General features: G+C 75.3%; 25 protein-coding genes and 1 pseudogene. 12 read left to right on the top strand and 14 right to left on the bottom strand.

All coding sequences use genetic code 11. The annotated features are described in order from the left end of the window. Positions 1 to 29: 29 nt before the first annotated feature. On the top strand, positions 30 to 530 hold the full coding sequence (locus ABZW14_RS18050; protein ID WP_355347336.1) for a metallophosphoesterase: 501 nt from the start codon (positions 30 to 32) through the stop codon (positions 528 to 530). Position 531: 1 nt separating this feature from the next. Here the strand turns inward: ABZW14_RS18050 and ABZW14_RS18045 are convergent, their stop codons facing one another. Further along, on the bottom strand, positions 532 to 756 hold the full coding sequence (locus ABZW14_RS18045; protein WP_355347333.1) for a DUF3072 domain-containing protein: 225 nt from the start codon (positions 754 to 756) through the stop codon (positions 532 to 534). Positions 757 to 858: 102 nt separating this feature from the next. On the opposite strand from ABZW14_RS18045, the gene ABZW14_RS18040 reads away from it, so the two are divergent. After that, positions 859 to 1,806, top strand: coding sequence for an FAD-dependent oxidoreductase (locus ABZW14_RS18040; RefSeq protein WP_355347701.1), 948 nt, complete (start codon positions 859 to 861; stop codon positions 1,804 to 1,806). A gap of 66 nt (positions 1,807 to 1,872) precedes the next feature. Next, on the top strand, positions 1,873 to 2,928 hold the full coding sequence (locus tag ABZW14_RS18035) for a sensor histidine kinase (protein ID WP_355347330.1): 1,056 nt from the start codon (positions 1,873 to 1,875) through the stop codon (positions 2,926 to 2,928). Here the strand turns inward: ABZW14_RS18035 and ABZW14_RS18030 are convergent. The 3 genes from ABZW14_RS18030 to ABZW14_RS18020 form a co-directional block, all read right to left on the bottom strand. Further along, complete coding sequence (locus ABZW14_RS18030) at positions 2,878 to 4,173, bottom strand: cation:proton antiporter (RefSeq protein ID WP_355347327.1); 1,296 nt, start codon at positions 4,171 to 4,173, stop codon at positions 2,878 to 2,880. The two genes, ABZW14_RS18035 and ABZW14_RS18030, sit on opposite strands and share 51 nt — an antisense overlap. A gap of 64 nt (positions 4,174 to 4,237) precedes the next feature. Next, on the bottom strand, positions 4,238 to 4,999 hold the full coding sequence (locus ABZW14_RS18025) for an HAD family hydrolase (protein WP_355347324.1): 762 nt from the start codon (positions 4,997 to 4,999) through the stop codon (positions 4,238 to 4,240). 41 nt (positions 5,000 to 5,040) lie between these two features. Continuing rightward, the gene (locus ABZW14_RS18020) at positions 5,041 to 7,170 is read right to left on the bottom strand and encodes a SpoIIE family protein phosphatase (protein ID WP_355347321.1); all 2,130 of its coding nucleotides are present in this window, start codon (positions 7,168 to 7,170) and stop codon (positions 5,041 to 5,043) included. A 200-nt stretch (positions 7,171 to 7,370) separates the two neighbouring features. On the opposite strand from ABZW14_RS18020, the gene ABZW14_RS18015 reads away from it, so the two are divergent. Then, positions 7,371 to 8,234, top strand: coding sequence for a hypothetical protein (locus ABZW14_RS18015; protein ID WP_355347318.1), 864 nt, complete (start codon positions 7,371 to 7,373; stop codon positions 8,232 to 8,234). Between the two features lie 56 nt (positions 8,235 to 8,290). On the opposite strand, the gene ABZW14_RS18010 is transcribed toward ABZW14_RS18015, so the two are convergent. Further along, entirely contained in the window at positions 8,291 to 8,653 is a 363-nt protein-coding gene (locus ABZW14_RS18010; protein ID WP_355347315.1) for a DUF6401 family natural product biosynthesis protein, read from the bottom strand. A 164-nt stretch (positions 8,654 to 8,817) separates the two neighbouring features. Here ABZW14_RS18010 and ABZW14_RS18005 point away from each other — a divergent pair, with 164 nt between their 5' ends. Then, entirely contained in the window at positions 8,818 to 9,264 is a 447-nt protein-coding gene (locus tag ABZW14_RS18005) for a hypothetical protein (protein WP_355347312.1), read from the top strand. On the opposite strand, the gene ABZW14_RS18000 is transcribed toward ABZW14_RS18005, so the two are convergent. Further along, complete coding sequence (locus ABZW14_RS18000) at positions 9,265 to 9,474, bottom strand: hypothetical protein (protein WP_355347309.1); 210 nt, start codon at positions 9,472 to 9,474, stop codon at positions 9,265 to 9,267. Positions 9,475 to 9,652: 178 nt separating this feature from the next. Between ABZW14_RS18000 and ABZW14_RS17995 the strand changes: the two genes are divergently transcribed. Continuing rightward, positions 9,653 to 10,888: an MFS transporter gene (locus ABZW14_RS17995; RefSeq protein WP_355347306.1), complete on the top strand. Its 1,236-nt coding sequence runs from the start codon at positions 9,653 to 9,655 to the stop codon at positions 10,886 to 10,888. 37 nt (positions 10,889 to 10,925) lie between these two features. On the opposite strand, the gene ABZW14_RS17990 is transcribed toward ABZW14_RS17995, so the two are convergent. From ABZW14_RS17990 to ABZW14_RS17975, 4 genes are all read right to left on the bottom strand, one after another. Continuing rightward, a complete protein-coding gene (locus ABZW14_RS17990; protein WP_355347303.1) occupies positions 10,926 to 11,189 on the bottom strand; it encodes a hypothetical protein in 264 nt (87 codons plus the stop codon). Between the two features lie 100 nt (positions 11,190 to 11,289). After that, positions 11,290 to 11,751: an SRPBCC family protein gene (locus tag ABZW14_RS17985; protein ID WP_355347300.1), complete on the bottom strand. Its 462-nt coding sequence runs from the start codon at positions 11,749 to 11,751 to the stop codon at positions 11,290 to 11,292. 54 nt (positions 11,752 to 11,805) lie between these two features. Continuing rightward, positions 11,806 to 12,222, bottom strand: a complete 417-nt coding sequence (locus tag ABZW14_RS17980; RefSeq protein ID WP_355347297.1) for a DUF2795 domain-containing protein — start codon at positions 12,220 to 12,222, stop codon at positions 11,806 to 11,808. A gap of 85 nt (positions 12,223 to 12,307) precedes the next feature. Continuing rightward, a complete protein-coding gene (locus tag ABZW14_RS17975) occupies positions 12,308 to 13,282 on the bottom strand; it encodes a YihY/virulence factor BrkB family protein (protein ID WP_355347294.1) in 975 nt (324 codons plus the stop codon). Between the two features lie 143 nt (positions 13,283 to 13,425). On the opposite strand from ABZW14_RS17975, the gene ABZW14_RS17970 reads away from it, so the two are divergent. Next, a complete protein-coding gene (locus ABZW14_RS17970; protein WP_355347698.1) occupies positions 13,426 to 13,830 on the top strand; it encodes a ChaB family protein in 405 nt (134 codons plus the stop codon). Between the two features lie 63 nt (positions 13,831 to 13,893). Here ABZW14_RS17970 and ABZW14_RS17965 read toward each other — a convergent pair whose 3' ends face one another. Next, complete coding sequence (locus ABZW14_RS17965; protein WP_355347292.1) at positions 13,894 to 15,327, bottom strand: aldehyde dehydrogenase family protein; 1,434 nt, start codon at positions 15,325 to 15,327, stop codon at positions 13,894 to 13,896. A gap of 72 nt (positions 15,328 to 15,399) precedes the next feature. On the opposite strand from ABZW14_RS17965, the gene ABZW14_RS17960 reads away from it, so the two are divergent. Next, positions 15,400 to 16,992 carry an NAD(P)/FAD-dependent oxidoreductase gene (locus ABZW14_RS17960; protein WP_355347289.1) on the top strand — a complete coding sequence of 531 codons (1,593 nt, stop codon included), beginning with the start codon at positions 15,400 to 15,402 and terminating at the stop codon, positions 16,990 to 16,992. A gap of 54 nt (positions 16,993 to 17,046) precedes the next feature. Here the strand turns inward: ABZW14_RS17960 and ABZW14_RS17955 are convergent, their stop codons facing one another. From ABZW14_RS17955 to ABZW14_RS17945, 3 genes are all read right to left on the bottom strand, one after another. After that, positions 17,047 to 17,814: a polyprenol monophosphomannose synthase gene (locus ABZW14_RS17955; protein WP_355347286.1), complete on the bottom strand. Its 768-nt coding sequence runs from the start codon at positions 17,812 to 17,814 to the stop codon at positions 17,047 to 17,049. Between the two features lie 114 nt (positions 17,815 to 17,928). After that, positions 17,929 to 18,930 carry an SDR family oxidoreductase gene (locus tag ABZW14_RS17950; RefSeq protein WP_355347283.1) on the bottom strand — a complete coding sequence of 334 codons (1,002 nt, stop codon included), beginning with the start codon at positions 18,928 to 18,930 and terminating at the stop codon, positions 17,929 to 17,931. Beyond that, entirely contained in the window at positions 18,927 to 19,373 is a 447-nt protein-coding gene (locus ABZW14_RS17945; RefSeq protein WP_355347280.1) for an SRPBCC family protein, read from the bottom strand. Before ABZW14_RS17945 ends, ABZW14_RS17950 begins: the two co-directional genes overlap by 4 nt. A 182-nt stretch (positions 19,374 to 19,555) precedes the next feature. On the opposite strand from ABZW14_RS17945, the gene ABZW14_RS17940 reads away from it, so the two are divergent. From ABZW14_RS17940 to ABZW14_RS17925, 4 genes and pseudogenes are all read left to right on the top strand, one after another. Then, entirely contained in the window at positions 19,556 to 21,232 is a 1,677-nt protein-coding gene (locus ABZW14_RS17940) for an HAD-IIIA family hydrolase (RefSeq protein WP_355347277.1), read from the top strand. Continuing rightward, positions 21,229 to 22,203, top strand: coding sequence for a glycosyltransferase (locus tag ABZW14_RS17935; protein WP_355347274.1), 975 nt, complete (start codon positions 21,229 to 21,231; stop codon positions 22,201 to 22,203). Before ABZW14_RS17940 ends, ABZW14_RS17935 begins: the two co-directional genes overlap by 4 nt. After that, positions 22,188 to 23,405, top strand: a complete 1,218-nt coding sequence (locus ABZW14_RS17930) for a glycosyltransferase (protein WP_355347271.1) — start codon at positions 22,188 to 22,190, stop codon at positions 23,403 to 23,405. Before ABZW14_RS17935 ends, ABZW14_RS17930 begins: the two co-directional genes overlap by 16 nt. Further along, positions 23,405 to 23,640 (top strand): annotated as a pseudogene (locus ABZW14_RS17925) (phosphoheptose isomerase); the annotation flags it as partial. The gene ABZW14_RS17930 and the pseudogene ABZW14_RS17925, both read left to right, overlap by 1 nt.

The following is a 23,640-nucleotide window of genomic DNA, read 5'->3' as shown; positions in this document are numbered from 1 at the left end:
GCGGACCCGGCGGCGGGCAGGATCGGGGGATGGAACTGGTCATCATGGCCGACACCCACGTGCCGAAGCGGGCGCGGGACCTGCCGGCGCCGCTCTGGGCGGCGGTCGAGGCCGCCGACGTGGTGCTGCACGCGGGCGACTGGGTGGACGTGTCCCTGCTGGACGCCCTGGAGGCCCGGTCCCGCCGGCTGGTCGGCGTGTACGGCAACAACGACGGGCCGGCGCTGCGCGCCCGGCTGCCGGAGGTGGCCCGGGTCGAGCTGGACGGGCTGCGGGTCGCCGTGGTGCACGAGACCGGGCCGAGGACGCGCCGGGAGGAGCGCTGCGCCGCCGCCTTCGGTGACTGCGACCTGCTGGTGTTCGGACACTCCCACATCCCGTGGGACACCGTGGCGCCGGGCGGTCTGCGGCTGCTCAACCCCGGCTCGCCCACCGACCGGCGGGCCCAGCCCCACGCGACCTACCTGACCGCGCGGGTGGCGGCGGGGCGGCTCGACCGGGTCGAGCTGCACCGCCTGCCCCCGCGCTGACTCACCGGCCGCGACCGGTCTCCGCCTGGAGCTCGTCGATCCGGCGGGACGCCTCGGCCTTGGTCAGCCCGTCCGGCACCTCCTCGCCCGCCTCCCGGGCCAGGGTGTGCAGATACGACTCCTGCGCCGCGGTCGGCGGCTCGTCGCCGGTGACCCAGTCGTCCGGATCCTTGACGGCGGCGTCCGGGTTGACGGGGTCCTTGCTGCCGTTGCTGCGGTCGGCCATGTCGATCACCTCTCCTCGAACACGTGTACCACTACCCCCGTCTCCGGCCCTTCATGCCGGCCGCCGCCTACGATCGGCTGCGTGACTGCGGACCGGGCGGGTGTGGTGGTGGTCGGCGCGGGCATCGCCGGTGTGGCCTGCGCGACCGAGCTGGCCCGGGCCGGCATTCCGGTGGAGGTCCGGGAGCGGGCGCGGGTGACCGGCGGGCGGATGGCCAGCAAGCGCTTCGACGGCCGCCCCGCCGACCTGGGCGCCGCCTACTTCACCGTCGACGACCCCGACTTCGCCGCCGTGGTCGGCCGGTGGCGCGCCGCCGGCCTGGCCCGGGAGTGGACCGACACGCTGGTCGCGTACGGGCCGCGGGGCCGCGAGGAGGTGGCCGGCCCGGTGCGCTGGGCGGCCCCGCGCGGGCTCCGCTCGCTGGTCGAGCACCTGGCCGGTGACCTGCCGGTGGTGCACAACCGGCTGGTCATGACGGTCGAGCCGGGGCCCCGGGTCGACGGGCGGGCGGCCGAGGCCGTCGTGCTCGCCATGCCGGGCCCGCAGGCCGCGCTGCTGCTGGACCCCGCGCTGGAGGCGGCCACCCGGGCGGCGGGGGCCCAGCGCTGGTCCCCCGCGCTGGCCGGGGTCCTGCGCTTCCCGGCCAGGCGCTGGCCGGACTTCCGGGGCGCGTTCGTGAACGGGCATCCGGTGCTGAGTTCGGTCTGCGACGACGGCGACCGGCGCGGCGACGCGGCCCCGGTGCTGGTCGCGCACACCACCGCCGAGTTCGCCGCCGGGCACCTGCTCCAGCCCACCGCCGCCGGACCGGCCATCGAGCAGGCCGTCCGCGACCTGTTCGGCCTGCCCGAGCCGGCCGAACTGACCCACGTGCACCGCTGGACGTACGCGAAACCGGCCGACGGTGGCGACGGCGCCTACCACCTGGACGACGATGGGATCGGCCTGGCCGGCGACGCGTTCGGGCGGCCGCGGGTGCAGGGCGCCTGGCGTTCCGGCCACGACCTGGGCCGTGCGCTGGCCGCCCGGCTGCTCGCGGACCGTGGCTGACCGGTGCCACTGCGCGCAGGCGCCCCGTCACCCACGGGTATCCTTCGCCGCGGAGGTGTACGCGCAGTGAACAGTGCCGGCGGTCGGCCGGGGGACGGCACGCCCGGGGGCGACCGGTCGCCGTTCCCGGCGGACGGGCTGCGCCACGACGCGCTGCTCTACGCCGACGACCGGGACTACCGCGCCGCCGTCGGAGAGTTCGTCGAGGCGGGGCTGGCCGCGGGCGAGCCGGTGCTGGTCGCCGTGCCCACCGCCCGGCTGCGCCTGGTCGGACCGCTGCTCGACTCGCTCGACGGCGTCGAACTCGCCGACATGGCGGTGATCGGGCGCAATCCGGCGGCCATCATCGCCACCACGCTGCGTGGTTTCGTCCACCGGTTTCCCGGCCGCCGGGTCCGTGTCGTGGGGGAGTCCCTCTGGCCCGGCCGGCGCCCGGCCGCGTACCGGCACTGCGTCGAGCATGAAGCGATCATCAACCTCGGCCTCGCCGGCCAGGCGCTCACCGTGCGCTGCCTGTTCGACCGGTCCCGGCTGCCGGCCGCGGCGCTGGCCGACGTCGCCGGGACCCACCCGTGGCTGGTCAGCGGGGGAGTGGCCCGGCCCAGCGCCGCCTACCGGCCGCCCCGGGCGGTGCTGCGCCGGCTGGCCCGCCCGCTGCCCCCGCCGCCCGCCGGCGTGCTCACCGAGGCCGTCCGGCCGGACGGCCTGGGGGCGCTGCGCGCGGCGGTCGCCGGCGTCGCCGAGGCCGCGGGGCTCGCCCCGGAACGGGTCGACGACCTGCGGATCGCCGTCACCGAGCTGGCCACCAACGCGCTCACCCACGGCACCGGCCCGGCCACCGCGCGGTGCTGGGTCGCCGCGGGCGACCTCGTCTGCGAGGTGAGTGGCCCGGGTGAGCTGTCCGATCCGCTGGCCGGCCGGATCCCGCCGCCGGTGACCGGCGTACGCGGCCGGGGGCTCCTGCTGGTGCACCGGCTCTGCGACCTGGTGGACGTGCACGTCGCCGACGGGGTGACCACCGTGCGGCTGCACCTCGAACTGCCGGCCGCCCCGCTGGTGCCGGCCCCGCGGTCAGCCCCGGACGCCGTCCAGGGCGGGTTCGTCCGCCCGGCCCCGCTCTGAGGCGTCCCGGGTCCGCTCGCCCTCCCGGTCGAGCAGTTGCATGACCGGGGTGGCGGCGATCCCGTGCACCACCACCGAGACCACCACGACCAGGCCGACCGTGGCCCAGACCAGGTCGGCCTGCGGAAACTCGGTCTTGCTGGTGGCGTACGCCAGGTAGAAGAACGAGCCGACGCCGCGGATGCCGAACAGCGAGATCACCCAGTGCTCGGCCGGGCGGCCCGGCGCACCGCGCAGCGACAGCCAGGCGGCCAGCGGCCGTACCACGAACACGAGGGCCAGCCCGACCAGTGCCGCCGGCCAGGTCAGCGGGGCGAGCAGGCCGCCGATCACCGCGCCGCCGAAGAGCAGCAGCAACAGCACGGTGAGCAGCCGCTCGACCTGCTCGGCGAAGTCGTGCAGCACGGAGTGGAACTCGTGGGTGCGTTCCGCGGCCCGGATCGCCCGGGCGGCCACGAATACGGCCAGGAAGCCGTACCCGCCGACAACCTCGACCAGCCCGTACGCCAGGAAGGTCGCGGCGAGGGCGAGGAAGCCCTCCGCGTGCCGGGCGAGCCGCAGCGTGCTCGGAGCCCGGAAGAAGAGCTTGCCGAGCAGCCAGCCGATGAGCAGCCCGCCGCCCACCCCGACGGCCAGCTTGTAGAGCACGTCGACGGTGAGCCAGTGGGCCAGCCAGTCCGCCGGGGCGAGGCTCGTGGTGGCGATCGCGATGGCCGCGTAGACGAAGGGGAAGGCCAGCCCGTCGTTCAGCCCGGCCTCCGAGGTGAGCGCGAAACGCACCTCGTCCTCCGAGTCCTCCACGTCGGTCGGCTCGCCCACCTGCACGTCGGAGGCGAGCACCGGGTCGGTCGGGGCGAGGGCGGCGCCCAGCAGGAGCGCCGCGGCCGGTACCAGGCCGGCCCACCACCAGCCGAGCACCGCCACCGCGGCGATGCACAGCGGCATGGCGATGGCCAGCAGCCGCCACGTCGACGACCAGCGCGCCCAGCTCAACGGCCGGTCGATCTTGAGGCCGGCGCCCATCAGGGCGACGATCACGCCGACCTCGGTGAGGTGGGTGGTGACCTCGGGCCAGCGCAGCGGGTCCGGGGTCGGCAGCCCGGTGGGCAGCACGAAGACCAGCATGCCGAGGCCGAGGAACGCGATCGGCATCGACAGCGGCCGGCGTTCCAGCACCCGGGGCAGGATTCCCGCCAGCAGCGCACCGACGCCCAGCAGAGCGAACGCGACATCGACCGGTTCCACGGCACCACCCTTCCGCCGCCCACGGTGCGGGCAGGTGGTCACCAGTGCCCCGAAGCGGTGGCGGCTATGCCTCGGTGTCCGTCTTCTCCCCGGTGGGTCCGGTCACGGTGTCGCCGGCGCGGCGCGGGGGGCGAACCGACCGGCCCGGATCGGTGAGGGCGTCGACCGGGCTGTCCGCGAGCCCGTCCAGCAGGGCGGCCGGGTCGTCGTAGACGGCCACCGCGCCGGAGCCCGCCAGCTCGCCGCGGCTGGTGCCGCCGCAGGTCAGGCCGATGCAGGGTACGTCCAGCTTGCCGGCGGCGGCGACGTCCCAGACCGAGTCGCCGACGAACACCACCCGCTCGGCGGCCAGCCCGGACTGGGCCAGCGCGGCCTCCAGGATGTCCGGCGCCGGCTTGCTCTCCTCCGCGTCCGCCGAGGAGGTGACCGTGTCGATCACGTCGTCCGCGTCGAGGGCGGCCCGCAGGGCAGCCACCTCGTGCTCGGCCGCCGAGGTGGCCAGCACCACCCGCAGCCCGCGGGCCGCGCAGGCGCGCAGCAGGTCCACGGCCTGGGGCAGGGGCACCAGCCGTTCCCAGTACTCGGCGTACAGCGCGTCGTGGGTGTCGCGTAGCTTGCCGTCCGCATCCCGGTCCCGCTCCGCCCCGAGCAGGTGGTCGAGGAGCTTGTCCGAACCCATCCCGATGGCCCGGTGGATCCGCGCCATCGGCACCCGGTGGCCGCCCTGGCGGAGCGCCTCCCACCAGCTCACCGTGTGCAGGTACGTGGTGTCGACCAGAGTGCCGTCCACGTCGAAGAGGACGCCGCAGCGGTTGTCGTCAGGCATGGCCCTCCTCCTACCCGCCCGGGTCGGCGCCGACGCGTGGCTCAGCCGGCGGGGATGAGGATCTCGAACCACACCGTCGAGCCGCGCACCGTGGGGTCGGTGCCCCACGCGTCGCTCAGCTCCTCGATCAGCCCCAGTCCCCGCCCCCGGCTGCTCAGCGTGTCGGTCTGCGCCCGGGTCACCTGCCCCCGCGTGCCGGAGTCGGCGACCGAGACCAGCAGGCGCTCCGCGCTGAGGTCGATCTCCACCCGGGCGGCGGTGCCGGCGTGCAGCAGGGCGTTGGTGGTCAGCTCGCTGGTGCAGAGCACCGCCGCGCCGACCACCCCCTCGGGCACCTGCCAGTCGGTGAGCTGGGCGGTCATCCAGTGCCGGACCCGGCTCGGCGCGGTCGGCTCGGCCGGCACCTCCATGCTGGCCGACCGGCTCGGCCGGACCGCGTGCTCGACGGCCAGCACGGCCACGTCGTCCTCGGTCGCGCCGGGCACCGCGGCGGTCGCCACCGCGCAGAGCGCCCGCGGGTCCCCGCTGTTCGCGCCGCTCACCGCGGTGCACAGCCCGGTCAGCCCGGCGCCGAGGTCCTGCCAGCGCCGCTCCACCACCCCGTCGCTGAACAGCAGCAGGGTGTCGCCGGGGCGGAACGGCACGGTGACCGTCCGGGGGTGGCAGCCCAGGCCCAGCGGCGGTGCGGGCGGCACCTCGACGTACTCGGCGACCGGGCCGCCCTCGTCCGGGCAGCGCCGGATCAGCGGCGCGGGATGGCCCGCGCTGGCCAGGGTGATCCGCTCCCGGTCGGCCTCGATCACGCCGAACACCACGGTCACGAAGAGCTCGGACGTGCCGCCCTCGGTGCCCAGGCTGGCGACCAGCCGGTCCAGGCCCCCGAGCACCGCGTCCGGCCGGGGGTCGGAGAGGGCCAGCGCGCGCAGCGCGGCGCGTACCTGGCCCATCCGGGCGGCGGCCTGCACGTCGTGCCCGGCCACGTCGCCGAGGACCACGCCGAGCGCGCCGGTGGGCAGCACGAACGCGTCGTAGAAGTCGCCACCGGCGGCGTTGCCGTCGACGCCGGGGTCGTAGCGCGCCGCGATCCGCAGCCGGGGCAGGTCGGGCAGTTGCTCCGGGAGCATGCTGCGCTGCAGCAGTTGGGCGGTGCCGTGCTGGGTCTCGAAGCGGCGGGCCCGCTCGGCGGCCTGGCCGACCAGCTCCGCCGAGGCGGCGAGCAGCGCGCGTTCGGCGGGCGACCAGGGGTGCGCGGCCTGGTAGCCGACGGTCAGCGCGCCGCGGATCACCGTCGACCGCAGCGGCAGCGAGGCGAGCGCCCGGACCTTCTGGTCGTGCCGGTCCGCCGCGCTGTCCCGTAGCGGCTGGCCGTCGCTGACGAAGGACGACACGCCGCTGCGCGCCGTGACCACGATCGGGACGGCGGAGTCCGCGGGCGGTCGCCGCCACAGCGGCGGCAGCCGCTCGTCGGCCTCGTCCAGCAGCTCGCCCCGGACCCGGCGGACCATGCGCCAGGCGGAGCCCTCGTCGACCACGAACGAGACCCGGTCGGCGTCGAAGGAGTGCAGGCAGTAGCGGAGCGTGACCCGGGCGACGTCGTCCAGGGTGAGGGTGCCGGAGAGCGCCGCCGCGAAGTCGCTGAGGCTCTGCAGCTGCTGGGTGACCTGGGTGGTCTGGGCGGCCACGGTGAGCACGCCGATGATCTGCCCGGTGGAGTCGCGGACCGGGGAGTAGCCGCGGGTGAACACCGCGGGCTCGGCGGGACCACCCTGGTGCCGGTCGACCGGCAGCACCGCCTCCCGCGCCAGGTAGGGCTCGCCCCTCCGGTAGACCCGGGCGACCACCTCGCCGGCGTCGGGATCGTGCCAGAGGTCGGCGAACACCTCCGCCGCCGGCCGGCCGAGCGCCGCCGGGTGCCGCTCGCCGATCAGCTCCGCGTACCCGTCGTTGTAGAGCAGGACCAGGTCCTCGCCGTAGAGCAGGGCCATCGGCACCGGGGAGGCCAGCACCAGGTCGACCACGGCACGGACCGCCGGATCCCAGCTGTCCGGCGGGCCGAGTGGCGTGTCCGCCCACGGATGGGCCAGGACGGCGGCCGCGCCGGACCCGGTCCCGCCCGACGCTCCCGGAGTGGGCGCTGATGGCGAGGGGACCCGCCCGACGGTGCCTGGCATGACCGCAGCCTAACCGGAGCCTGACGGTCAGGTTTCGATCACGCGCGCGCGTCGGAGGGCGGGCTGACCGGCTGCGGCCGTTGATGCAGGTCAGGACCGGTTCGACCGGGCATGTCGGGAAATTGCCCCGGGTCGGCCCGGCGTGCTGCCCACCCGACCGGGTATGCGGGCGGCGCAGTTCACGCGACAGGAGGGACGACATGCCGAAAACCCTCGCGGTCGGGCAGGCCGACATCGGCGCCGCCCTGACCGATTTCTGGAGGTCGGTGCTGCTCTTCATCCCGAGGGCCATCGCGTTCATCGCGATCCTCGTGGTGGGTTGGCTCATCGCCCGAGCCGTACTCAAAATCGTGGACGCGGCACTGGAACGGGTGGGGTTCGACCGGGCCGTCGAACGTGGCGGCGTCAAACGCGCGCTCGAACGCACCAGGTACGACGCCAGCGACATCCTGGCCAAGTTGGCCTACTACGCGGTCCTGCTGTTCACCCTGCAGTTCGCCTTCGGGGTGTGGGGACCCAACGCGATCAGTGACCTGATCCGCGGCGTGGTGTCGTGGCTGCCGCGGGCCTTCGTGGCGATCGTCATCGTGGTCATCGCCGCCGCCATCGCCAACGCGGTGCGGGACCTGGTCTCGGGAGCGCTCGGTGGGCTCTCGTACGGCAAGGTCCTGGCCGACCTGACGGCGATCTTCATCCTGGCCCTCGGCGTGATCGCCGCGCTGAACCAGGTGGGCATCGCCACCACGGTCACCACGCCGGTGCTCATCGCGTTCCTCGGCACCGTGGCCGGAATCCTGGTGGTCGGCGTGGGTGGTGGTCTCGTGAAGCCGATGCAGGCTCGCTGGGACCGCTGGCTCGACCGGGCCGCCGAGGAGTCCCGGGCGATCAAGGAGCAGCGCCAGGCGCAGGGCGCCGGTCGCAGCGACTACGAGCGGCAGATGGCCGACCGGGGCGCTCAGCCCAGCCCGGCCATGCCGCAGTCGTCGATGTCCGGGGCGCAGGGGACGTACCGGTCCGGCAACGTGGGTGACGAGACCCAGCAGTTCCGCCGGCCGAACGGCTGAGAGAAACGGGGCGACGAGGGTGTCCGCGGGCGATCGCGGGCACCCTCGGCCGTGTCTCAGGCCAGGTCGCGGGGGTCCAGCGCGCGGGTCAGCAGGCAGACGGCGAGCAGGCGGGTGAGCACCCAGTCCGGCTCGGACCAGTCGACCGGCTCCTCCGGCGGCGCCCAGCCGTGCTCCCGCGCCGCGTCGCGCACACCTTCGGCGTACCCGGCGAGCGCCGCCACGGTGAGCGGCCGGTGGTCGCCGTGCAGGCTGTCGCGTACGCCGGCGGCGTGCTGGTCGACCGCGGCGAGCAGGCCGGGGTTGGCGGCGGCCGCGGCGAGCCCGGCGGTGCCGACGGCGGCGGTGAGCGTGGTGAGGCTGGACCTCGCGGCCACGGCCGCGGAACGGGTCGCCACCCGGTTGTTCGGCACACGCATGGTGACCGAGGCTAGCCCCGCCGGGACCGGGGCGGCCTCGGCCGACCGGCCGATGCCCGGGTCGTCCGGGTGATGCGTGGCCTCGCCCGCCGGGATTGAGCCGTGCGTCCCGGGGCAGAAGGGAAACGGCGCAGACCGCGCAGCCGACCCCGCGGAGGAACGGAATGGGACAGCAGGCCGACGAACCGGACCGGGCGCACCGCCGGCCGGCGGGCGTGAGTGACGCCACGGTCGAGGCGCTGGGCAAGCTCAGCGAGGCGCTGGAGTGTGTCGAGCGCGCCCGGGGGCACCTCTACTCACTGCACCAGCTGATCGGGCACGCCGACCTGATGCTCGACGACGCCGTGGCGCTCTTCCGCACCGCCGGGCACCCGGAGCTGGCCGGGCGCATCGAGGAGGACCTGCTCGGCCGGAACGTCATCGCGGGACGCTGGACCTTCCAGATCGTCGAGGACTTCGACGACGGGTACTACGCGCTCTTCCGGGAGCTGGACCGGCAGGCCCGCGACGAGCTGGTCGACGGCCGGCGGCACCTCTACGAGGCGGAGATGAAGGAACGCCGCCGGAGTCCGGGGCGACCGGGGCACGAGGCGCGCCCCGCCGAGCGCTGATCAGTCGGAGGAGCGGGCCTGCGCCGTGCGGCGGACGCCGTCATCGGCGATGATCACGGTCGCCACCATGAGCGCCACCACGAGGCTGAACAGCCAGGAGCTGTCGTCTGCCAGCTTGGCGGCGACGGGCGCCTGGATCGCGGCGAGCAGGAAGCCGAGCCACGCCAGGCGGCGCTGACGCTGGGAGAGGAAACCGGAGCCCTGTTGCATCCCGAAAGTCTTACGCGGACCGGGGGCATCGCCGTCAGCCGTTCGGCCGATTCTGGATGGGCTGTCCGTTATCCCACCCGTCCGTATCTTACTTTTTGTCGGTTCGGTTGAGTGCCACCTCACCGGCGCCCCGCCCGGTCGTCCGGGGCCGGTGCCGGCTTCGGCAGGATGGGGCCTCGTGTCCCGCGCACCCGCCCCGCCGCGCCCGTCCCTGCTGCTCCTGGCCTACCTGGCCTTCGTCAGCCTCGGGCTGCCCGACGGCCTGATCGGGGTCGGCTGGCCCTCCATCCGGCTCGACCTGAACGTGCCCACCGAGGCGGTCGGCGTGGTGCTCACCGCGGGCACGGTGGCCTACCTCACCTCCAGCGTGCTGGCCGGGTTCATCCTGGCCCGGCTCGGCGTCGGCTGGCTGCTCGCCGGCAGCACCCTGCTGGCCGGCGTGGCCCTGACCGGGTACGCGTCCACGCCCGCGCTCGCCGTCATGGTCGGCTTCGCGCTGGTGCTCGGGCTCGGCTCCGGCGCGATCGACGCGGGGCTCAACGCGTACGCGGCCGCCGCCTTCGGCCCCCGGCACATGAACTGGATGCACGCGTTCTTCGGCCTCGGCGTGGCCATCGGTCCGCTGATCATGACCGGGGTGCTCGGTGCCGGGCTGAGCTGGCGCTGGGGGTACGCCCTGGTGGCCGCCGCCCAGCTGGCCCTGGCCACCGCGTTCGCGCTCACCGTGCGGCTCTGGCGCGGCGACCCGCCAGCCGGCGCGGCCCTGCCGCCCGACCCGGTCGCGCCGCAGGTGGTCCCCGGTGAGCCCGCCGGGGCCGGGGCCGTGCGGCGGGCCTCGATCGGCGCGACGCTGCGGTTGCCGGCCGTGTGGCTGGGCGGGGCCGCCTTCGCCGTCTACGTGGCGATCGAGGTGTCCACCGGCCTCTGGGCCTTCCTGCTGCTCACCGAGGGGCGCGGGCTCTCCGCCGCGGTCGCCGGGCTCTGCGTCTCCGGCTACTGGGGGAGCCTCTTCGTGGGGCGCGTGGTGCAGGGGGTGGTGGCGGAGCGGCTGGGTAGCGCCCGGGTGCTGCGCGGCAGCCTGCTCGGCATGGCCGGGGGAGCGGTGCTGGTCGCGCTGCCCGCCCCGGGCTCTGTGACCGTCGCCGGCCTGCTGGTGGTGGGTTTCGCGGCGGCGCCGGTCTTCCCGCTGCTCACGCTCACCACGGCGGAACGGGTGGGCCGCGACCACGCGGACCGGACCATCGGCCTCCAGATCGGCGCCGCCGGCCTCGGCGCCGCCCTGGTGCCGGCCGCGGTCGGGGTGCTGCTGGCCCGGGTCTCGGTGGCCGCGCTCGGCCCGACGCTGGTGGTGCTCGCCGTGGCGCTCATCGCCCTGCACGCCGCCGACGCCCGGCAGGGCCGCCGGGCCGGCTGAATCCCGGAGCGCCCGGCGGGCGCGCCCCGGGGCGGGCTCACATGGTGTCCGGGCCAGTCCGGCCGGTGGTTGACGGCCGGTACGCCCGGTCGGCGTCGGTCATCTCCCGGCGCTCGGCCTCCGGGCCGGCGCCCCGGTCCACCGCCTCCGGACCGTGGCCGAACGCGGACTCCTCACCGGCGTCGTTGCCCGTGGCGTCGTCCGCCTGCCCGTCGAGGGTCGACCGGGCGATGGCCCGGTCCAGCTCGTGCAGGGGAGTGCGTTCCTCGTCGCGCCACACGTGGCTGTCGTTGTCGGTCATTCCCCTGCGGTACCCGGGCCGGATGATCGCAAACGATCCCGGACACGGCGATGGCCGCCGGAGCGCCGGCGGCCATCGAGGTTCGTGTGCGGGGGAACGATCAGGGCGTCGGCCGGTCGACCGAGCCGCGCCAGGCGCCGGTCTCCTGACCGCGCCGCTCGATGAACTGCTTGAACCGCGCCAGGTCGCCCTTGGCCCGGCGGTCGACCACGCCCAGCTTGTCGCCGGCCTGCTCGACCACACCCTGCGGCTCGAACTCCATCTGCAGCGTGACCCGGGTGTTCCCCTCGTCCAGGCGGTGGAAGGTCACCACACCGGCCTGCTGGGTGCCTCCGGTGGAGCGCCACGCCACCCGCTCGTCAGGCAGCTGCTCGGTGATCTCGGCGTCGAACTCGCGCTTCACGCCGGCGATCTCCACCGTCCAGTGGGTCATCGTGTCGGAGAGCTGCCGGACCTCCTGGACACCCTCCATGAAGTGCGGAAACTCTTCAAACTGCGTCCACTGGTCGTATGCGGTGCGGACCGGAACGGCCACGTCCACGTGTTCCATAACGCCACTCATGTCAGTGTTCCTCCTGTCCCGCCGGTGTTGCTCGCGGACCGCGGGCCGGTCCGCTCACCAGCGCGTCGTCTCATTCGTGTGCCCGAGCGCGGCCCACACCTCGGAAACCGTCTGGTAACGGGTGCCCTCGGGAAGTCCTTCCAGGGCGGCGACGATGTCGGCCGGCGCCTGGTTCTCCCGCGCGTTGGCCACCAGCGCGTCGCGATCGCCGGGCAGGGCGGTCATGGTGATGAACCGGCCGAGGCGACTGCGTCCCTCGACGTCGTCCATGCTCATGCCCTGCGGGTTGCCGCCGCGGCTCGCGCCGGCCGTCATGGTCTTGGGCTCCGGCTGGTCCTCGCCGGCCGGCTCCGGCTGGCGGGACTCCTCGACACGCGAGCCGCCGGCACCCGGTCCTTGGACCAGGCCGCTGACGTCCTGAGCCATGTTGTCGTCAACCCTGGGCGAGTGCTTGCTGCTGACTCGTTCCATGCCGACAGACATGCCCGAGGGGGCCGCCGGTAAACCGGCGGCGCCCAGCCGATCCGGGCATCGGCCCCGAACCGGGCCAAGCCGGTCAGGAATCGGCCGGGGCGCGGGGCGGCAGCACGGGCTCGCTCGGAGCCTCGACCCCGGCCTGCATCACCCGGCCCCGCTGGAGTTCGGCGTTGACCTGCACACCGAGCATGAGCGCGCAGTTCGACAGGTAGAGCCAGACCAGGAAGGCGATGACCGCGCCCAGGCTGCCGTAGGTCACGTCGTACGAGCCGAAGTTGGCCACATAGAGGCCGAAGCCGAAGGAGGCGACCACCCACGCCAGCAGGGCCAGCGCGCCGCCCGGGGTGAGCCAGCGGAACCGGGGCTGCCGCACGTTGGGTGCGATCCAGAACAGCAGGGACAGCAGGGTCATGGCCACCAGCGCGAGCAGCGGCCACTTCGCCACCGTCCACACCTGGCGGGTGAGCCCCCCGGCGTGCAGCCGGTCGCCCACGAAGTCGGTGACCGGGCCGCTCACGATCAGCCCCAGCGCCACCACGGCGAGCAGCACCAGCGACACCGCGGCGAGCCCGATCTGCACGGGCCGCAGCCGGTAGAACGGCCGCCCCTCCTCGACGCCGTAGATCGCGTTGGAGGCCCGGGTGAACGCGCCGATGAAGCCGGACGCCGACCACAGCGCGCCGAGCAGACCGAAGCTCAGCAGCACCTTCGCCGAACCCTGCTGCTCCACCACGTTGCGCACGACGGTGACGAAGGCGTCGTTGCCGACCACCGAGCCGGCGCCGATCTCGCGGGCCAGGCCGATCACGGTGTCCACGGTGCGCGGACCGTCGGAGACCAGCCCGACCAGGGCGACCACCACGATCGTCGAGGGGAAGAGCGCCAGCACGCCGTAGTAGGTGAGCGCGGCCGCCCAGTCGGCGCAGTTGTCCTTGACGAAGTTGCGTCCGGCGCGGACCAGCACCCCGCGCCAGGTTGCCCAGCTCAACTGGCGTACCCGCCGGGGGATCCGGGCCCGCTGCCGGCCACCGGCCGCCGCGTCCGTCGCCGTCATGACCGCCTCCTCCGCGCCGCCGGGGCACCTCCGGCAGGTGGCCCGGGCGGTACCCCGCGGGGGAAGCCGACAAACCGCGGCCGGTTTGCCGTGGATCCATGCGGGAATTCGTAGTGGATCCCACGGAGACGGAGGAGGACGAGATGCCCGGGCGCGAGGTACTGCCCAGCACGCTGAAGCGCTCCCCGGACAAGGCGCAGCGGACCTGGGAGAAGACGCACGACTCGGCGGTCGAGACGTACGGCGAGGGGGAGCGGGCGCACCGCACCGCCTTCGCCGCCGTGAAGCACGAGTTCGAGAAGGTCGGCGACCACTGGGAGCCGAAGGGGCGCAAGGGCCCGAGCGACCGGCAGGCGGCCGGCGGCGGCCCGGCGCGGCGGGCGCCCACGGCCGGCGGCGTGGACGCCAACGCCAAGAAGGAGCACCTCATGGAGGTGGCGAAGAAGCTCGACGTGCCGGGCCGGTCCCGGATGACCAAGCCGGAGCTGGTCAAGGCGATCGAGAAGGCGAACGACAACGCCACCCGCAAGGCGCGCGGCGGTCGCTGACCGGCCGGTGACGACACGGGAGCCCGGGACCTCGCTGGTCCCGGGCTCCCGTCGTCGTGCCGCTCACCAGTGTCCGCCGCCCGGCGCCTCGATGTGCACGGCCTTCACCGTGCTGAACTCGTCGAGCAGTTCCGGGCCGTACCCGAAGCCCTGGCCGCTGCCGCGGCGCGGCTGCGCCGCACCGCCCGGCGCACCCCCGAACACCGCGTTGACCTTGACGGTGCCCGCCGGCAGCTCCCGCCACGCCCGGTGGGCGTGGCTCATCGAGCCGGTCAGCACCGTGGCGGCCAGCCCGTACGGGGAGTCGGCCGCGCAGCGCAGCCCCTCGCTGAACGAGTCGACCACGACGACCGGGGCGACCGGCCCGAAGGTCTCCTCGCGGACCAGCGCCATCTCGTGCCGGCAGTCACTGACCACCGTCGCCGGGTAGTACGCGCCCGGCCCGTCCGGCACACTGCCGCCGGTGCGCAGGCGGGCGCCTTCGGCCACCGCCGCGGTGACCTGCCCGTGCACGTGGTCCCGGTGGCGCCGGTCGACGAGCGGCCCGAGCTGGGTACCCGGGTCCCGGCCCGGACCCACGGTCAGCGCCTCGGCCCGCTCCACCAGCGCGTCGACGAAGTCCTCGGCCACGTCCCGGTGCACGTAGATCCGCTCCACCGCGACGCAGATCTGCCCGGCGTTGGCGAAGCAGCCCAGCGCGGCCTGTTCGGCGGCCCAGACCGGGTCCACGTCCGCGTCCACCACGAGCGGGTCGCTGCCGCCGTTCTCCAGCAGCACCTTGGCGCCGGTGCGGGCGCCGGCGGCGGCGATCGCCCGGCCGGTGGCCGTCGAACCCACGTGGGCGATCACGTCCACGTCCTGCCCGGCGAGCGCCGCGCCCACCTCGGCACCGCCGGTCAGCAGCGACAGCACCCCCGCCGGCAGCGCCGAGTCCAGGGCCCGGGCCAGCAGCCAGCCGGTCGCCGGGGTGCGCTCGCTCGGCTTGTACAGCACCACGTTGCCGGTGACCAGCGCCGCGCCGAGCAGGCCGCAGGAGACCGCCACCGGGTCGTTCCAGGGGGTGATCGCGGCGACCACTCCGCGCGGCTCGGGGGCCATGAAGTCCAGGGCGGAATGAGCGCCGTGCAGGGTCCGCCCGCCCCGCACCGGGCCGAGTTCGGCGTACTGTCGCAGCGTGCCGATGCCCGCCGCCACGCCACCCCGCGCGTCGTCCAGCGGCTTGCCCATCTCCGCCGTGGTGGCCTGCGCCAGCTCGTCGGCGACAGCCTCGACCGCGTCCGCGGCGCGGTGCAGCGCCGCCGCCCGCTCCGCCGGGGCCGTCGCCGCCCACTCCGCCGCCGCGCCCCGGGCCGCCTCGACCGCCTTGGCCACCTCGTCCGCCGTCGCCATCGGCACGGTGGTCACCGGGGAGCCGTCGGCCGGATCGTGTACGACCAGCTCGCCCCCCTCACCACCGGCACCCCAGACTCCACCTATGAGCTGCGCAACCGTGTACATGCGGCAGTGGATGCCCCGGCCCCGGCGAGGCAAACGCGTTTCGCCCGGTAACCGGCCGGGTAGGCGGATCGGATGATTTCGACCGCGGACGCCGTCGTCATCGGCGCCGGGCACAACGGGCTGGTGGCCGCGAACCTGCTGGCCGACGCGGGCTGGGACGTGCTGGTGCTGGAGGCCACCCAGGTCCCGGGCGGGGCGGTGCGTTCCGCCGAGGTGACCGCTCCCGGCTACCTCAGCGACCTCTACAGCTCCTTCTATCCGCTCGGCTACGCCTCGCCGGTGCTGCGCGGCCTGGGCCTGGAGCGGCACGGGCTGTCCTGGACCCACGCCCCGGACGTGCTGGCCCACCTGCTGCCGGACGGGCGCGCGGCCGTGGTCAACCGGGACCTGGACGTCACCGCCGCCTCGCTGGAGACGTTCGCACCCGGCGACGGCGACCGCTGGCGGCAGGCGTACGCCGACTGGTGCCAGGTGGCCGAGCCGATGCTCGACACCATCACCAGCCCGTTCCCGCCGGTGCGCGGCGGGCTGACCCTGCTGTGCCGGCTCCGGATCTCCGGCGCGCTGCGGCTGGCCCGCCGGCTCGTGGTGCCGGTGCGCAAGCTCGGCGACGAACTCTTCGCGGGCGAGGGCGGTCCGGCGCTGCTGGCCGGCTGCGCGCTGCACACCGACCTGTCACCCGAGGAGGCCGGCTCCGGGGTGTACGGCTGGCTGCTCGCCATGCTCGGCCAGCAGGTCGGCTGGCCGGTGCCGGTCGGCGGCGCGCAGCGGATCACCGACGCGCTGGTCGCCCGGCTCGTCGAGCGGGGCGGCCGGATCGAGTACGGCGCCCGGGTCGACCGGGTGCTCACCGCCCGGGGCCGGGCCATGGGGGTGCGCACCGCCGGCGGCACCGACTGGCGGGCCCGGCGGGCGGTGCTCGCCGACGTGCCCGCCCCCGCGCTCTACCTGGACCTCGTCGGCGCGGCGGCGCTGCCGCCCCGGCTGGTCGAGGACCTGGCGCACTTCCGGTGGGACGGCTCCACGCTCAAGGTGGACTGGGCGCTCTCCGCGCCGGTGCCGTGGAAGAACCGGGCGGTGGCCGGCTCCGGCACGGTGCACCTCGGCGCCGACCTGAACGGGCTCACCGCGTACGCGGGGGAACTGGCCCGCGGCGAGGTGCCCCGGGACCCGTTCCTGCTGGTGGGACAGATGTCGGTGGCCGACCCCGGCCACTCGCCGCCGGGCACCGAGTCGCTCTGGTCCTACACCCACCTGCCGTTCCGCCGGCACTGGCGGGCCGAGGAGGTCGGCGGGCACGTGGAGCGGATGGAGGAGGTGCTGGAGGAGGCCGCCCCGGGCTTCCGCTCGCTGATCGTCGGGCGGCACGTGGCCGGTCCGGCCGACCTGGAGGCGGCGGAGCCGAGCCTGGTCGGCGGCGCGCTGGGCGGTGGCACCGCGGCCGCGTACCAGCAGCTCTTCCTGCGGCCGATCCCCGGCCTGGGCCGTGCGGATACCCCGGTGGACCGGCTCTACCTGGCCAGCGCCTCGGCGCACCCCGGCGGCGGGGTGCACGGCGCGCCGGGCGCGAACGCCGCCCGGGCGGCTCTGGCCCGCGACCGGGCGCTCACCGGCGACCTGTACGCGGGCGTCATCGGGGCGGCCCACCGCAGCGTCTACCGCTGAGACGCGACCGACCCCGGGCCCGCACGTGGCACCGGGGTCGGTCGGGTCCGGCGGTCAGGTGTCCAGGTTGCGGTGGCGGGTGCGCAGCTTGAACGGCATCAGCGCGCTTTCGATCTTGGTGGCGGTCGTCATCTTCGAGGCGCCCTCGCGGCGCTCCTCGAAGCGGATCGGCACCTCCAGGATGGTGTGACCCAGTTTGGTGGCCAGGTAGTGCATCTCCACCTGGAAGCTGTAGCCGTTGGACTGCACCCGCTGCAGACCGATGTCGCGCAGCGCGTCGGCCCGCCAGATCTTGAAGCCGGCGGTCAGGTCGCGGATCCGCACCCGCAGCAGGGTGTGCACGTAGAGGTTGGCCCAGCCGCTGAGCGCGCGCCGGTAGAGCGGCCAGTTCTCGTCCAGCTCGCCGCCGGGCACGTAGCGCGAGCCGATGACCACACCGGCCTGGGTGGAGAGCAGCGCGCCGAGCATGCCGGGCAGCGCCTCCGGCGGGTGCGACAGGTCCGCGTCCATCTGCGCGACGTACTCGGCGCCGTCGTCGAGCGCCCGCCCGATTCCGTCCACGTACGCCCGGCCGAGGCCCTCCTTGCCCGGGCGGTGCACCACGAGCACCCGGTCCGGGTGCTCGATGGCCAGCTTGTCGGCGACCTCCCCGGTGCCGTCCGGGGAGTTGTCGTCCGCGACGAGCACCTTCAACCCGGGCAGCGGCAGCGCGAGGAGGCGCTCGACCAGCACCGGGAGGTTGCCCGCCTCGTTGTAGGTCGGAACGACGACGGTCAGGCGTGCGTCGCGCCACGGGGAGGGCAACTGCACGGGTTCGATCATCACGGACATCCTCGGTCGGCCGACAGGTTCACCTGAGAGGGTAGCCAGTCCTCTCCGCGCGGTCCGCACAGACGCCCGCCCGGAGGATTCCGGAGCGTTCGCCGGCGTGGGTGGTCACCGTAGCCTGCGGGTCAGCCCGCCGGCCGCCGTCAGCAGCCCGCCGAGCGCCAGCACGGACACCGTCCGCTTGTGCGTGCTCACCCACAGCGCCGCCGAACGCCCGCGGGCGCGGTCGGCGAAGACGCCCTCGGCGCCCCGGTCCCGCTCGTCGTCGCCCGGCCGGTCCAGGTTGTCGCGCCAGGCCGCCCGGTCGATCGGCGTGTCGGTCTGCTGGCTGTCGTAGCCGTCCCGGGCCAGCTTCCGGTCCAGCAGACCGGGGAAGAGGACGTTGCCCAGCCGGGCCCGCCAGGTCGGGCCGCCCACGTTCAGCTCGCGCGGCCCGTGGTCGGCGGCCCAGACGACGGCCCGCGCGGCCACCTCGGGCGCGAAGATCGGCGGCACCGGCTGTGGGTGGCGGGGCAGCCGGGTGCGTACCCAGGAGAACTGGGGGGTGTTGACCGCCGGGAGCTGCACCATCGACAGCTTCACCCCGGGGCGGTCGTGCAGCAGCTCGGCCCGCAGCGAGTCGTTGAAGCCCTGCACCGCGTGCTTGCTGGCGCAGTACGCCGACTGCAGCGGGATGCCCCGGTAGGCCAGCGCCGAGCCGACCTGCACGATCGCGCCGCGGCCGTGGGCGCGCATGTGGTGCAGCGCGGCGAGCGTGCCGTGCACCGTGCCCAGGTAGTTCACCTCGGTGACCCGGCGGAACTCGGCGGCGGTGATCTCCCAGGCCGGCGCGAAGACCGAGACCATCGCGTCGTTCACCCAGACGTCCAGCCCGTCGTAGTGGTGCACCACGTCGTCGGCGGCCTGCTGCACCGCGCCCGCGTCGGCGACGTCCACCCGGTAGGTGCGCACGTCGGCGGCGCCGAGCCGGCGGCAGTCCCGCTCGGCGGCGGCCAGCCCGGCCGCGCCCCGGGCCAGCAGGGCCAGCCGGGCGCCGCGCGCCGCGTACGCCCGGGCCACCGCGCGCCCCACGCCCGCGCTGGCCCCGGTGATCACGACCCGCTGCGTCACCGGTCCACCTTCTGCCGGGTGGCGATGTCGGAGAGCCGGCGCAACGTCTCCTTGTTCCGCTGGTGCAGCACCAGATCGTTGAGCTTGTTGCGGACCCAGCGCAGCGGTCCGGCCGCGAAGTCCTCGCCGATGGTGACGCGGGTCCGGCCGTCGCCGAGCGGTTCCAGCCGGAACACCACGACCGCCTCGCCGGCCGGCCACAGCCCGGCCCGCACCACGAACCGGTGCGGAGCGTCGCACTCCAGCACCGTGGAGGTGTCCTGGAGCGAGACCGGCCACGGGCCGGCCTTGTGGTGCAGCCGGCTGCCCACCCGGGGCCAGGTGTCGTCCACGTCCCGGACGTGCGCCGTGCCCACCACCCAGTCGCTGTACGTCCACCCGTCGGCGAGCACGTCGAACACCTGCTGCGGGGACGCGTCGATCACTTTCTCCACAATCGCCACCGGAACCCCATACCCCCGCCCCGACCGCCGCTAACAGGCGGTGGGGTTAGCTTCTCGGGGGCGGTGGGTAACGCCGGACCGGGCCGGCGGGAAGCGCGGTGCGGACCGGCCGTGCGGCACCGGCGGAGGCGGCTCCGCCGAAGTTGATGTTTACTCCTCGGGGGGTCGGGAACCCGCCGCCCGTGCGACGGGACCACGAGCGGGATCAGTGCAGGTCAGCCCGGGTTGACCCGGGTGCTGACCGGTTCCCGTCCGGCCTGTACGACGCGGTGCTGCTGGACCGGGACGGCACGCTCGTCGAGGACGTGCCCTACAACGGCGACCCGGAGAAGGTCCGCCCACTGCCGGGCGCCCGGGAGGCGCTGGACCGGCTGCGCGCGGCGGGGCTGCGCCTGGCGGTGGTCAGCAACCAGTCCGGCCTGGCCCGGGGCTGCTTCACGGCCGACGACCTGCGCCGGGTCAACGCCCGGGTGGAGGAGCTGCTCGGCCCCTTCGACACCTGGCAGATCTGCCCGCACGGCGAGCCGGACCGCTGCGCCTGCCGGAAACCGGCCCCCGGCCTGGTGCACGCCGCCGCCCGGGCGCTCGGCACCACGCCGACCCGCTGCGTCCTGGTCGGCGACATCGGCGCCGACATGGCCGCCGCCGCGGCGGCCGGCGCCGCCGGCATCATGGTGCCCACCCCGGCCACCCGGGCCGGCGAGGTGGCCGCCGCGCCCACCGTGGCCGCCGACCTGCCGGACGCCGTGAGCACCATCCTGGGCCGGATGCGGCTCGTGGCCGCGCCCGAGCCGGCGCCCCGGCGGGGCACCGTGCTGGTGGCGCGCAGCGACGCGGCCGGCGACGTGCTGGTCACCGGCCCCGGTATCCGCGCCGTGGCGGCCGGGGCGGAACGGGTGGTGCTGCTCTGCGGGCCACGCGGCCGGGCGGCGGCCGAACTGCTGCCCGGCGTCGACGAGATCATCGAGTGGCCGCTGCCGTGGATCGACGCCCCGGCCCCGCCGGTCGACCCGGCCGGAACGCGTGCCCTGGTCGACCGGCTCGCCGCGGTCCGTGCCGAGGAGGCGGTCGTCTTCACCTCCTTCCACCAGTCGGCGCTGCCCCTCGCCCTGCTGCTGCGGATGGCGGGGGTGCCGCGGATCAGCGCGATCAGCGACGACTACCCGGGCGCGCTGCTCGACGTGCGGCACCGCGTGCCGGTCGGGGTGCCCGAGCCGGAACGGGCGCTGTCGCTCGCCGCGGCGGCCGGCTTCGCCCTGCCCGCCGGGGACGAGCCGGGGCTGCGGCTGCGCACCGACCGGCTGCCCCCCGCTCCGGCCGCCGGTGAGCCGGGCTACGTGGTGCTGCACCCGGGCTCCTCGGTGGAGACCCGGGCCTGCCCGTTCGAGCTGGCCACCCGCATCGTGCGGGTGCTCAGCGCGGCCGGCTACCGGGTGGTGGTCACCGGCGGGCCCGACGAGCGTGAGCTGACCGCGCAGGTCGCCGCCGCGGGTGGTCTCGACCTGGGCGGGCGTACGGGCCTCGGCGAACTGGCCGCCGTGGTCGCGCGGGCCGGCGCGCTGGTGGTCGGCAACACCGGGCCGGCGCACCTGGCGGCGGCGCTCGGCGTGCCGGTGATCAGCCTCTTCGCCCCGACCGTCCCGTTCGGGCAGTGGGGCCCGTACCGGGTGCCCACCGTGCGGCTCGGCGACGCCGGTGCGGCCTGCCGGGACACCCGGGCCGTGCGCTGCCCGGTCCCCGGCCACCCCTGTCTCTCCGCCGTCGAGCCGGGCCGGGTGCTGGAGGCGCTGTGGCTGCTCGGGGTGCCCGCCGACGCGCCCGAGCCGCTGGTCACCGTCCCCCGCGGGGTGGTCGGATGAACGTCCTCGTGTGGCACGTGCACGGATCCTGGACCACGTCGTTCGTGCACGGCAAGCACCGCTACCTGGTGCCGGTCACCCCGGACCGGGGCGCGTACGGGCTGGGCCGCGCGCGGACCTATCCGTGGCCGGACAGCGCCGTCGAGGTGACCCCGGAGGAGCTGCGCCGCACCGACGTGGACGTGGTGCTGCTCCAGCGGCCCGAGGAGTTCGACCTGGCCTGCGAGTGGCTGGGCCGGCGGGTCGGCCGGGACGTGCCGGCCGTCTACGTCGAGCACAACACCCCGAAGGGCGACGTGCCGAACACCCGGCACCCGATGGCCGACCGCGACGACCTGCTGCTCACCCACGTCACCCACTTCAACGAGCTGTTCTGGGACAACGGCGGCACCCGCACCGCCGTGGTCGAGCACGGGGTGGTCGCCCCGGCCGTCGAGTGGACCGGCGAGCTGGACCGCCTCGCCGTGGTCATCAACGAGCCGGTCCGCCGCTGGCGGGTCACCGGCACCGACCTGCTGGCCCGGTTCGCCGACCTCGCCCCGCTCGACGTGTACGGCATGAGGGTGGCCGGGCTCGCCGAGCACCTGGGCCTGCCGCCGGACCGGCTGACCAGCCACGACGACGTGCCGCAGCACGCCATGCACGCCGAGCTGGCGAAGCGGCGGGCGTACCTGCACCTGTGCCGGTGGACCTCGCTCGGGCTGAGCCTCGTCGAGGCGATGACCATGGGCATGCCCGTGGTGGCGCTGGCCACCACCGAGGCCGTGGAGGCGGTGCCGCCCTCGGCCGGTGCCCTCTCCACCCGGGTCGACGTGCTGGTCGAGGCGGCCCGGGGCCTGCTGGACGACCCGGCGGCGGCGCGCCTGGCCGGCGCCGCGGCCCGGACCGCCGCCCGCGACCGCTACGGCCTGGAGCGTTTCCTCGCCGACTGGGACCGGCTGCTGGAGGAGGAAGTATGCGCATCGCGATGATCTCGGAACACGCCAGCCCGCTCGCCGTCCTCGGCGGGGAGGACGCCGGCGGCCAGAACACGCATGTCGCGGAGCTCTCCGCCGCGCTCGCGGCCGCCGGTCACGACGTGCGGGTGTACACCCGGCTGGACGCGGTGGACCTGCCGGTGACGGTCCGCGCCCCGGACGGGTACGACGTGGTGCACGTGCCCGCCGGGCCCGCCGAGCCGGTGGCCAAGGACGACCTGCTGCCGTACATGCCGGCGTTCGGGGAGTGGCTGGCCGAGCGGTGGCGCACGGGCGACTGGCAGCCCGAGGTGGTGCACGCGCACTTCTGGATGAGCGGCCTGGCCGGGCTGGCCGCCGCACGGCGTACCGGGGTGCCGGTGGTGCAGACGTACCACGCGCTCGGCACGGTCAAGCGGCGGCACCAGGGCGCGCAGGACACCAGCCCACCGGGCCGGGTCGCGCACGAGCGGCGGCTGGGCCGCGCCGTCGACCGGGTGGTCGCCCAGTGCCAGGACGAGGTGGCCGAGCTGGTCCGGATGGGGGTGCCCCGGTCCCGGATGACCGTCGTGCCGTCCGGGGTGAACCTGTCCACCTTCGCGCCGCTCGGTCCGGTCGCCGAGCGGGACGGTGCCCGGCCCCGGATCCTCACCGTCGGGCGGCTGGTCGAGCGCAAGGGCTTCCAGGACGTCATCCGGGCCACCGCGCTGGTGCCGGACGCCGAGTGCGTGGTGGTCGGCGGCCCGCCGGCCGGGCTGCTGGAGACCGACCCGTACGCGCTGCGGCTGCGCGCGCTCGCCGAGTCCCGCGGGATCGCCGACCGGGTGAAGCTGCTCGGGGCGGTGCCCCGGCAGGAGATGGGCCGCTGGTACCGGTCGGCGGACGTGCTGGTCGCCGCCCCCTGGTACGAGCCGTTCGGGCTCACCCCGCTGGAGGCGATGGCGTGCGGCGTACCGGTGATCGGCACCGCCGTCGGCGGACTGATCGACACGGTGGTGCCCGGCCGGACCGGCGACCTGGTGCCCGCCCGCGACCCGGCGGCGCTCGGCGCGGCGATCCGCGGGCTGCTCGGCGACCGGATCCGCCGGTTCGCCTACGCCACCGCGGCCCTGGAACGGGCCCGCAGGCGCTACTCGTGGTCGACCACGGCCGACCGGCTCGCCGAGCTGTACGCCGAGGTGGCCACCGTGCGCCGGCCCACCCGGGTGGTCGCCTGATGGCGGCGCCCACGCCGGCCGTCGGGGGGACGGTGCTGGAGGACCACCTGACCCGGCTGGCCGCCGCGCTGCTGCCGCTGCGCGACGCGGAGCAGCTGCTGGCCCGCTGGGGCGGGGAGGTGGCGCACCGGCTGGCCACCGGCGGGCGGCTGCTGGTGGCCGGCAACGGCGGCAGCGCCGCCGAGGCCCAGCACCTCACCGCCGAACTCGTCGGCAAACTCCGCGACGACCGCGA

It is taken from the genome of Micromonospora sp. NPDC004551 (assembly GCF_040609975.1).
Lineage (GTDB): Bacteria > Actinomycetota > Actinomycetes > Mycobacteriales > Micromonosporaceae > Micromonospora.
Note: the sequence above shows the minus strand (reverse complement) of the source record. Positions and strands in the feature narration are given on the sequence as shown.

Coding starts and splice junctions, on each gene's coding strand:
- ABZW14_RS17935 (WP_355347274.1), top strand. CDS start 21,229: ATGAACGTCCTCGTGTGGCACGTGCACGGATCCTGGACCACGTCGTTC.
- ABZW14_RS17970 (WP_355347698.1), top strand. CDS start 13,426: ATGCCCGGGCGCGAGGTACTGCCCAGCACGCTGAAGCGCTCCCCGGAC.
- ABZW14_RS17975 (WP_355347294.1), bottom strand. CDS start 13,282: ATGACGGCGACGGACGCGGCGGCCGGTGGCCGGCAGCGGGCCCGGATC.
- ABZW14_RS18050 (WP_355347336.1), top strand. CDS start 30: ATGGAACTGGTCATCATGGCCGACACCCACGTGCCGAAGCGGGCGCGG.
- ABZW14_RS18025 (WP_355347324.1), bottom strand. CDS start 4,999: ATGCCTGACGACAACCGCTGCGGCGTCCTCTTCGACGTGGACGGCACT.
- ABZW14_RS17960 (WP_355347289.1), top strand. CDS start 15,400: ATGATTTCGACCGCGGACGCCGTCGTCATCGGCGCCGGGCACAACGGG.
- ABZW14_RS18000 (WP_355347309.1), bottom strand. CDS start 9,474: ATGCAACAGGGCTCCGGTTTCCTCTCCCAGCGTCAGCGCCGCCTGGCG.
- ABZW14_RS18015 (WP_355347318.1), top strand. CDS start 7,371: ATGCCGAAAACCCTCGCGGTCGGGCAGGCCGACATCGGCGCCGCCCTG.
- ABZW14_RS18005 (WP_355347312.1), top strand. CDS start 8,818: ATGGGACAGCAGGCCGACGAACCGGACCGGGCGCACCGCCGGCCGGCG.
- ABZW14_RS18020 (WP_355347321.1), bottom strand. CDS start 7,170: ATGCCAGGCACCGTCGGGCGGGTCCCCTCGCCATCAGCGCCCACTCCG.
- ABZW14_RS17980 (WP_355347297.1), bottom strand. CDS start 12,222: ATGGAACGAGTCAGCAGCAAGCACTCGCCCAGGGTTGACGACAACATG.
- ABZW14_RS17965 (WP_355347292.1), bottom strand. CDS start 15,327: ATGTACACGGTTGCGCAGCTCATAGGTGGAGTCTGGGGTGCCGGTGGT.
- ABZW14_RS17930 (WP_355347271.1), top strand. CDS start 22,188: ATGCGCATCGCGATGATCTCGGAACACGCCAGCCCGCTCGCCGTCCTC.
- ABZW14_RS18045 (WP_355347333.1), bottom strand. CDS start 756: ATGGCCGACCGCAGCAACGGCAGCAAGGACCCCGTCAACCCGGACGCC.
- ABZW14_RS17990 (WP_355347303.1), bottom strand. CDS start 11,189: ATGACCGACAACGACAGCCACGTGTGGCGCGACGAGGAACGCACTCCC.
- ABZW14_RS18010 (WP_355347315.1), bottom strand. CDS start 8,653: ATGCGTGTGCCGAACAACCGGGTGGCGACCCGTTCCGCGGCCGTGGCC.
- ABZW14_RS17955 (WP_355347286.1), bottom strand. CDS start 17,814: ATGATCGAACCCGTGCAGTTGCCCTCCCCGTGGCGCGACGCACGCCTG.
- ABZW14_RS17985 (WP_355347300.1), bottom strand. CDS start 11,751: ATGAGTGGCGTTATGGAACACGTGGACGTGGCCGTTCCGGTCCGCACC.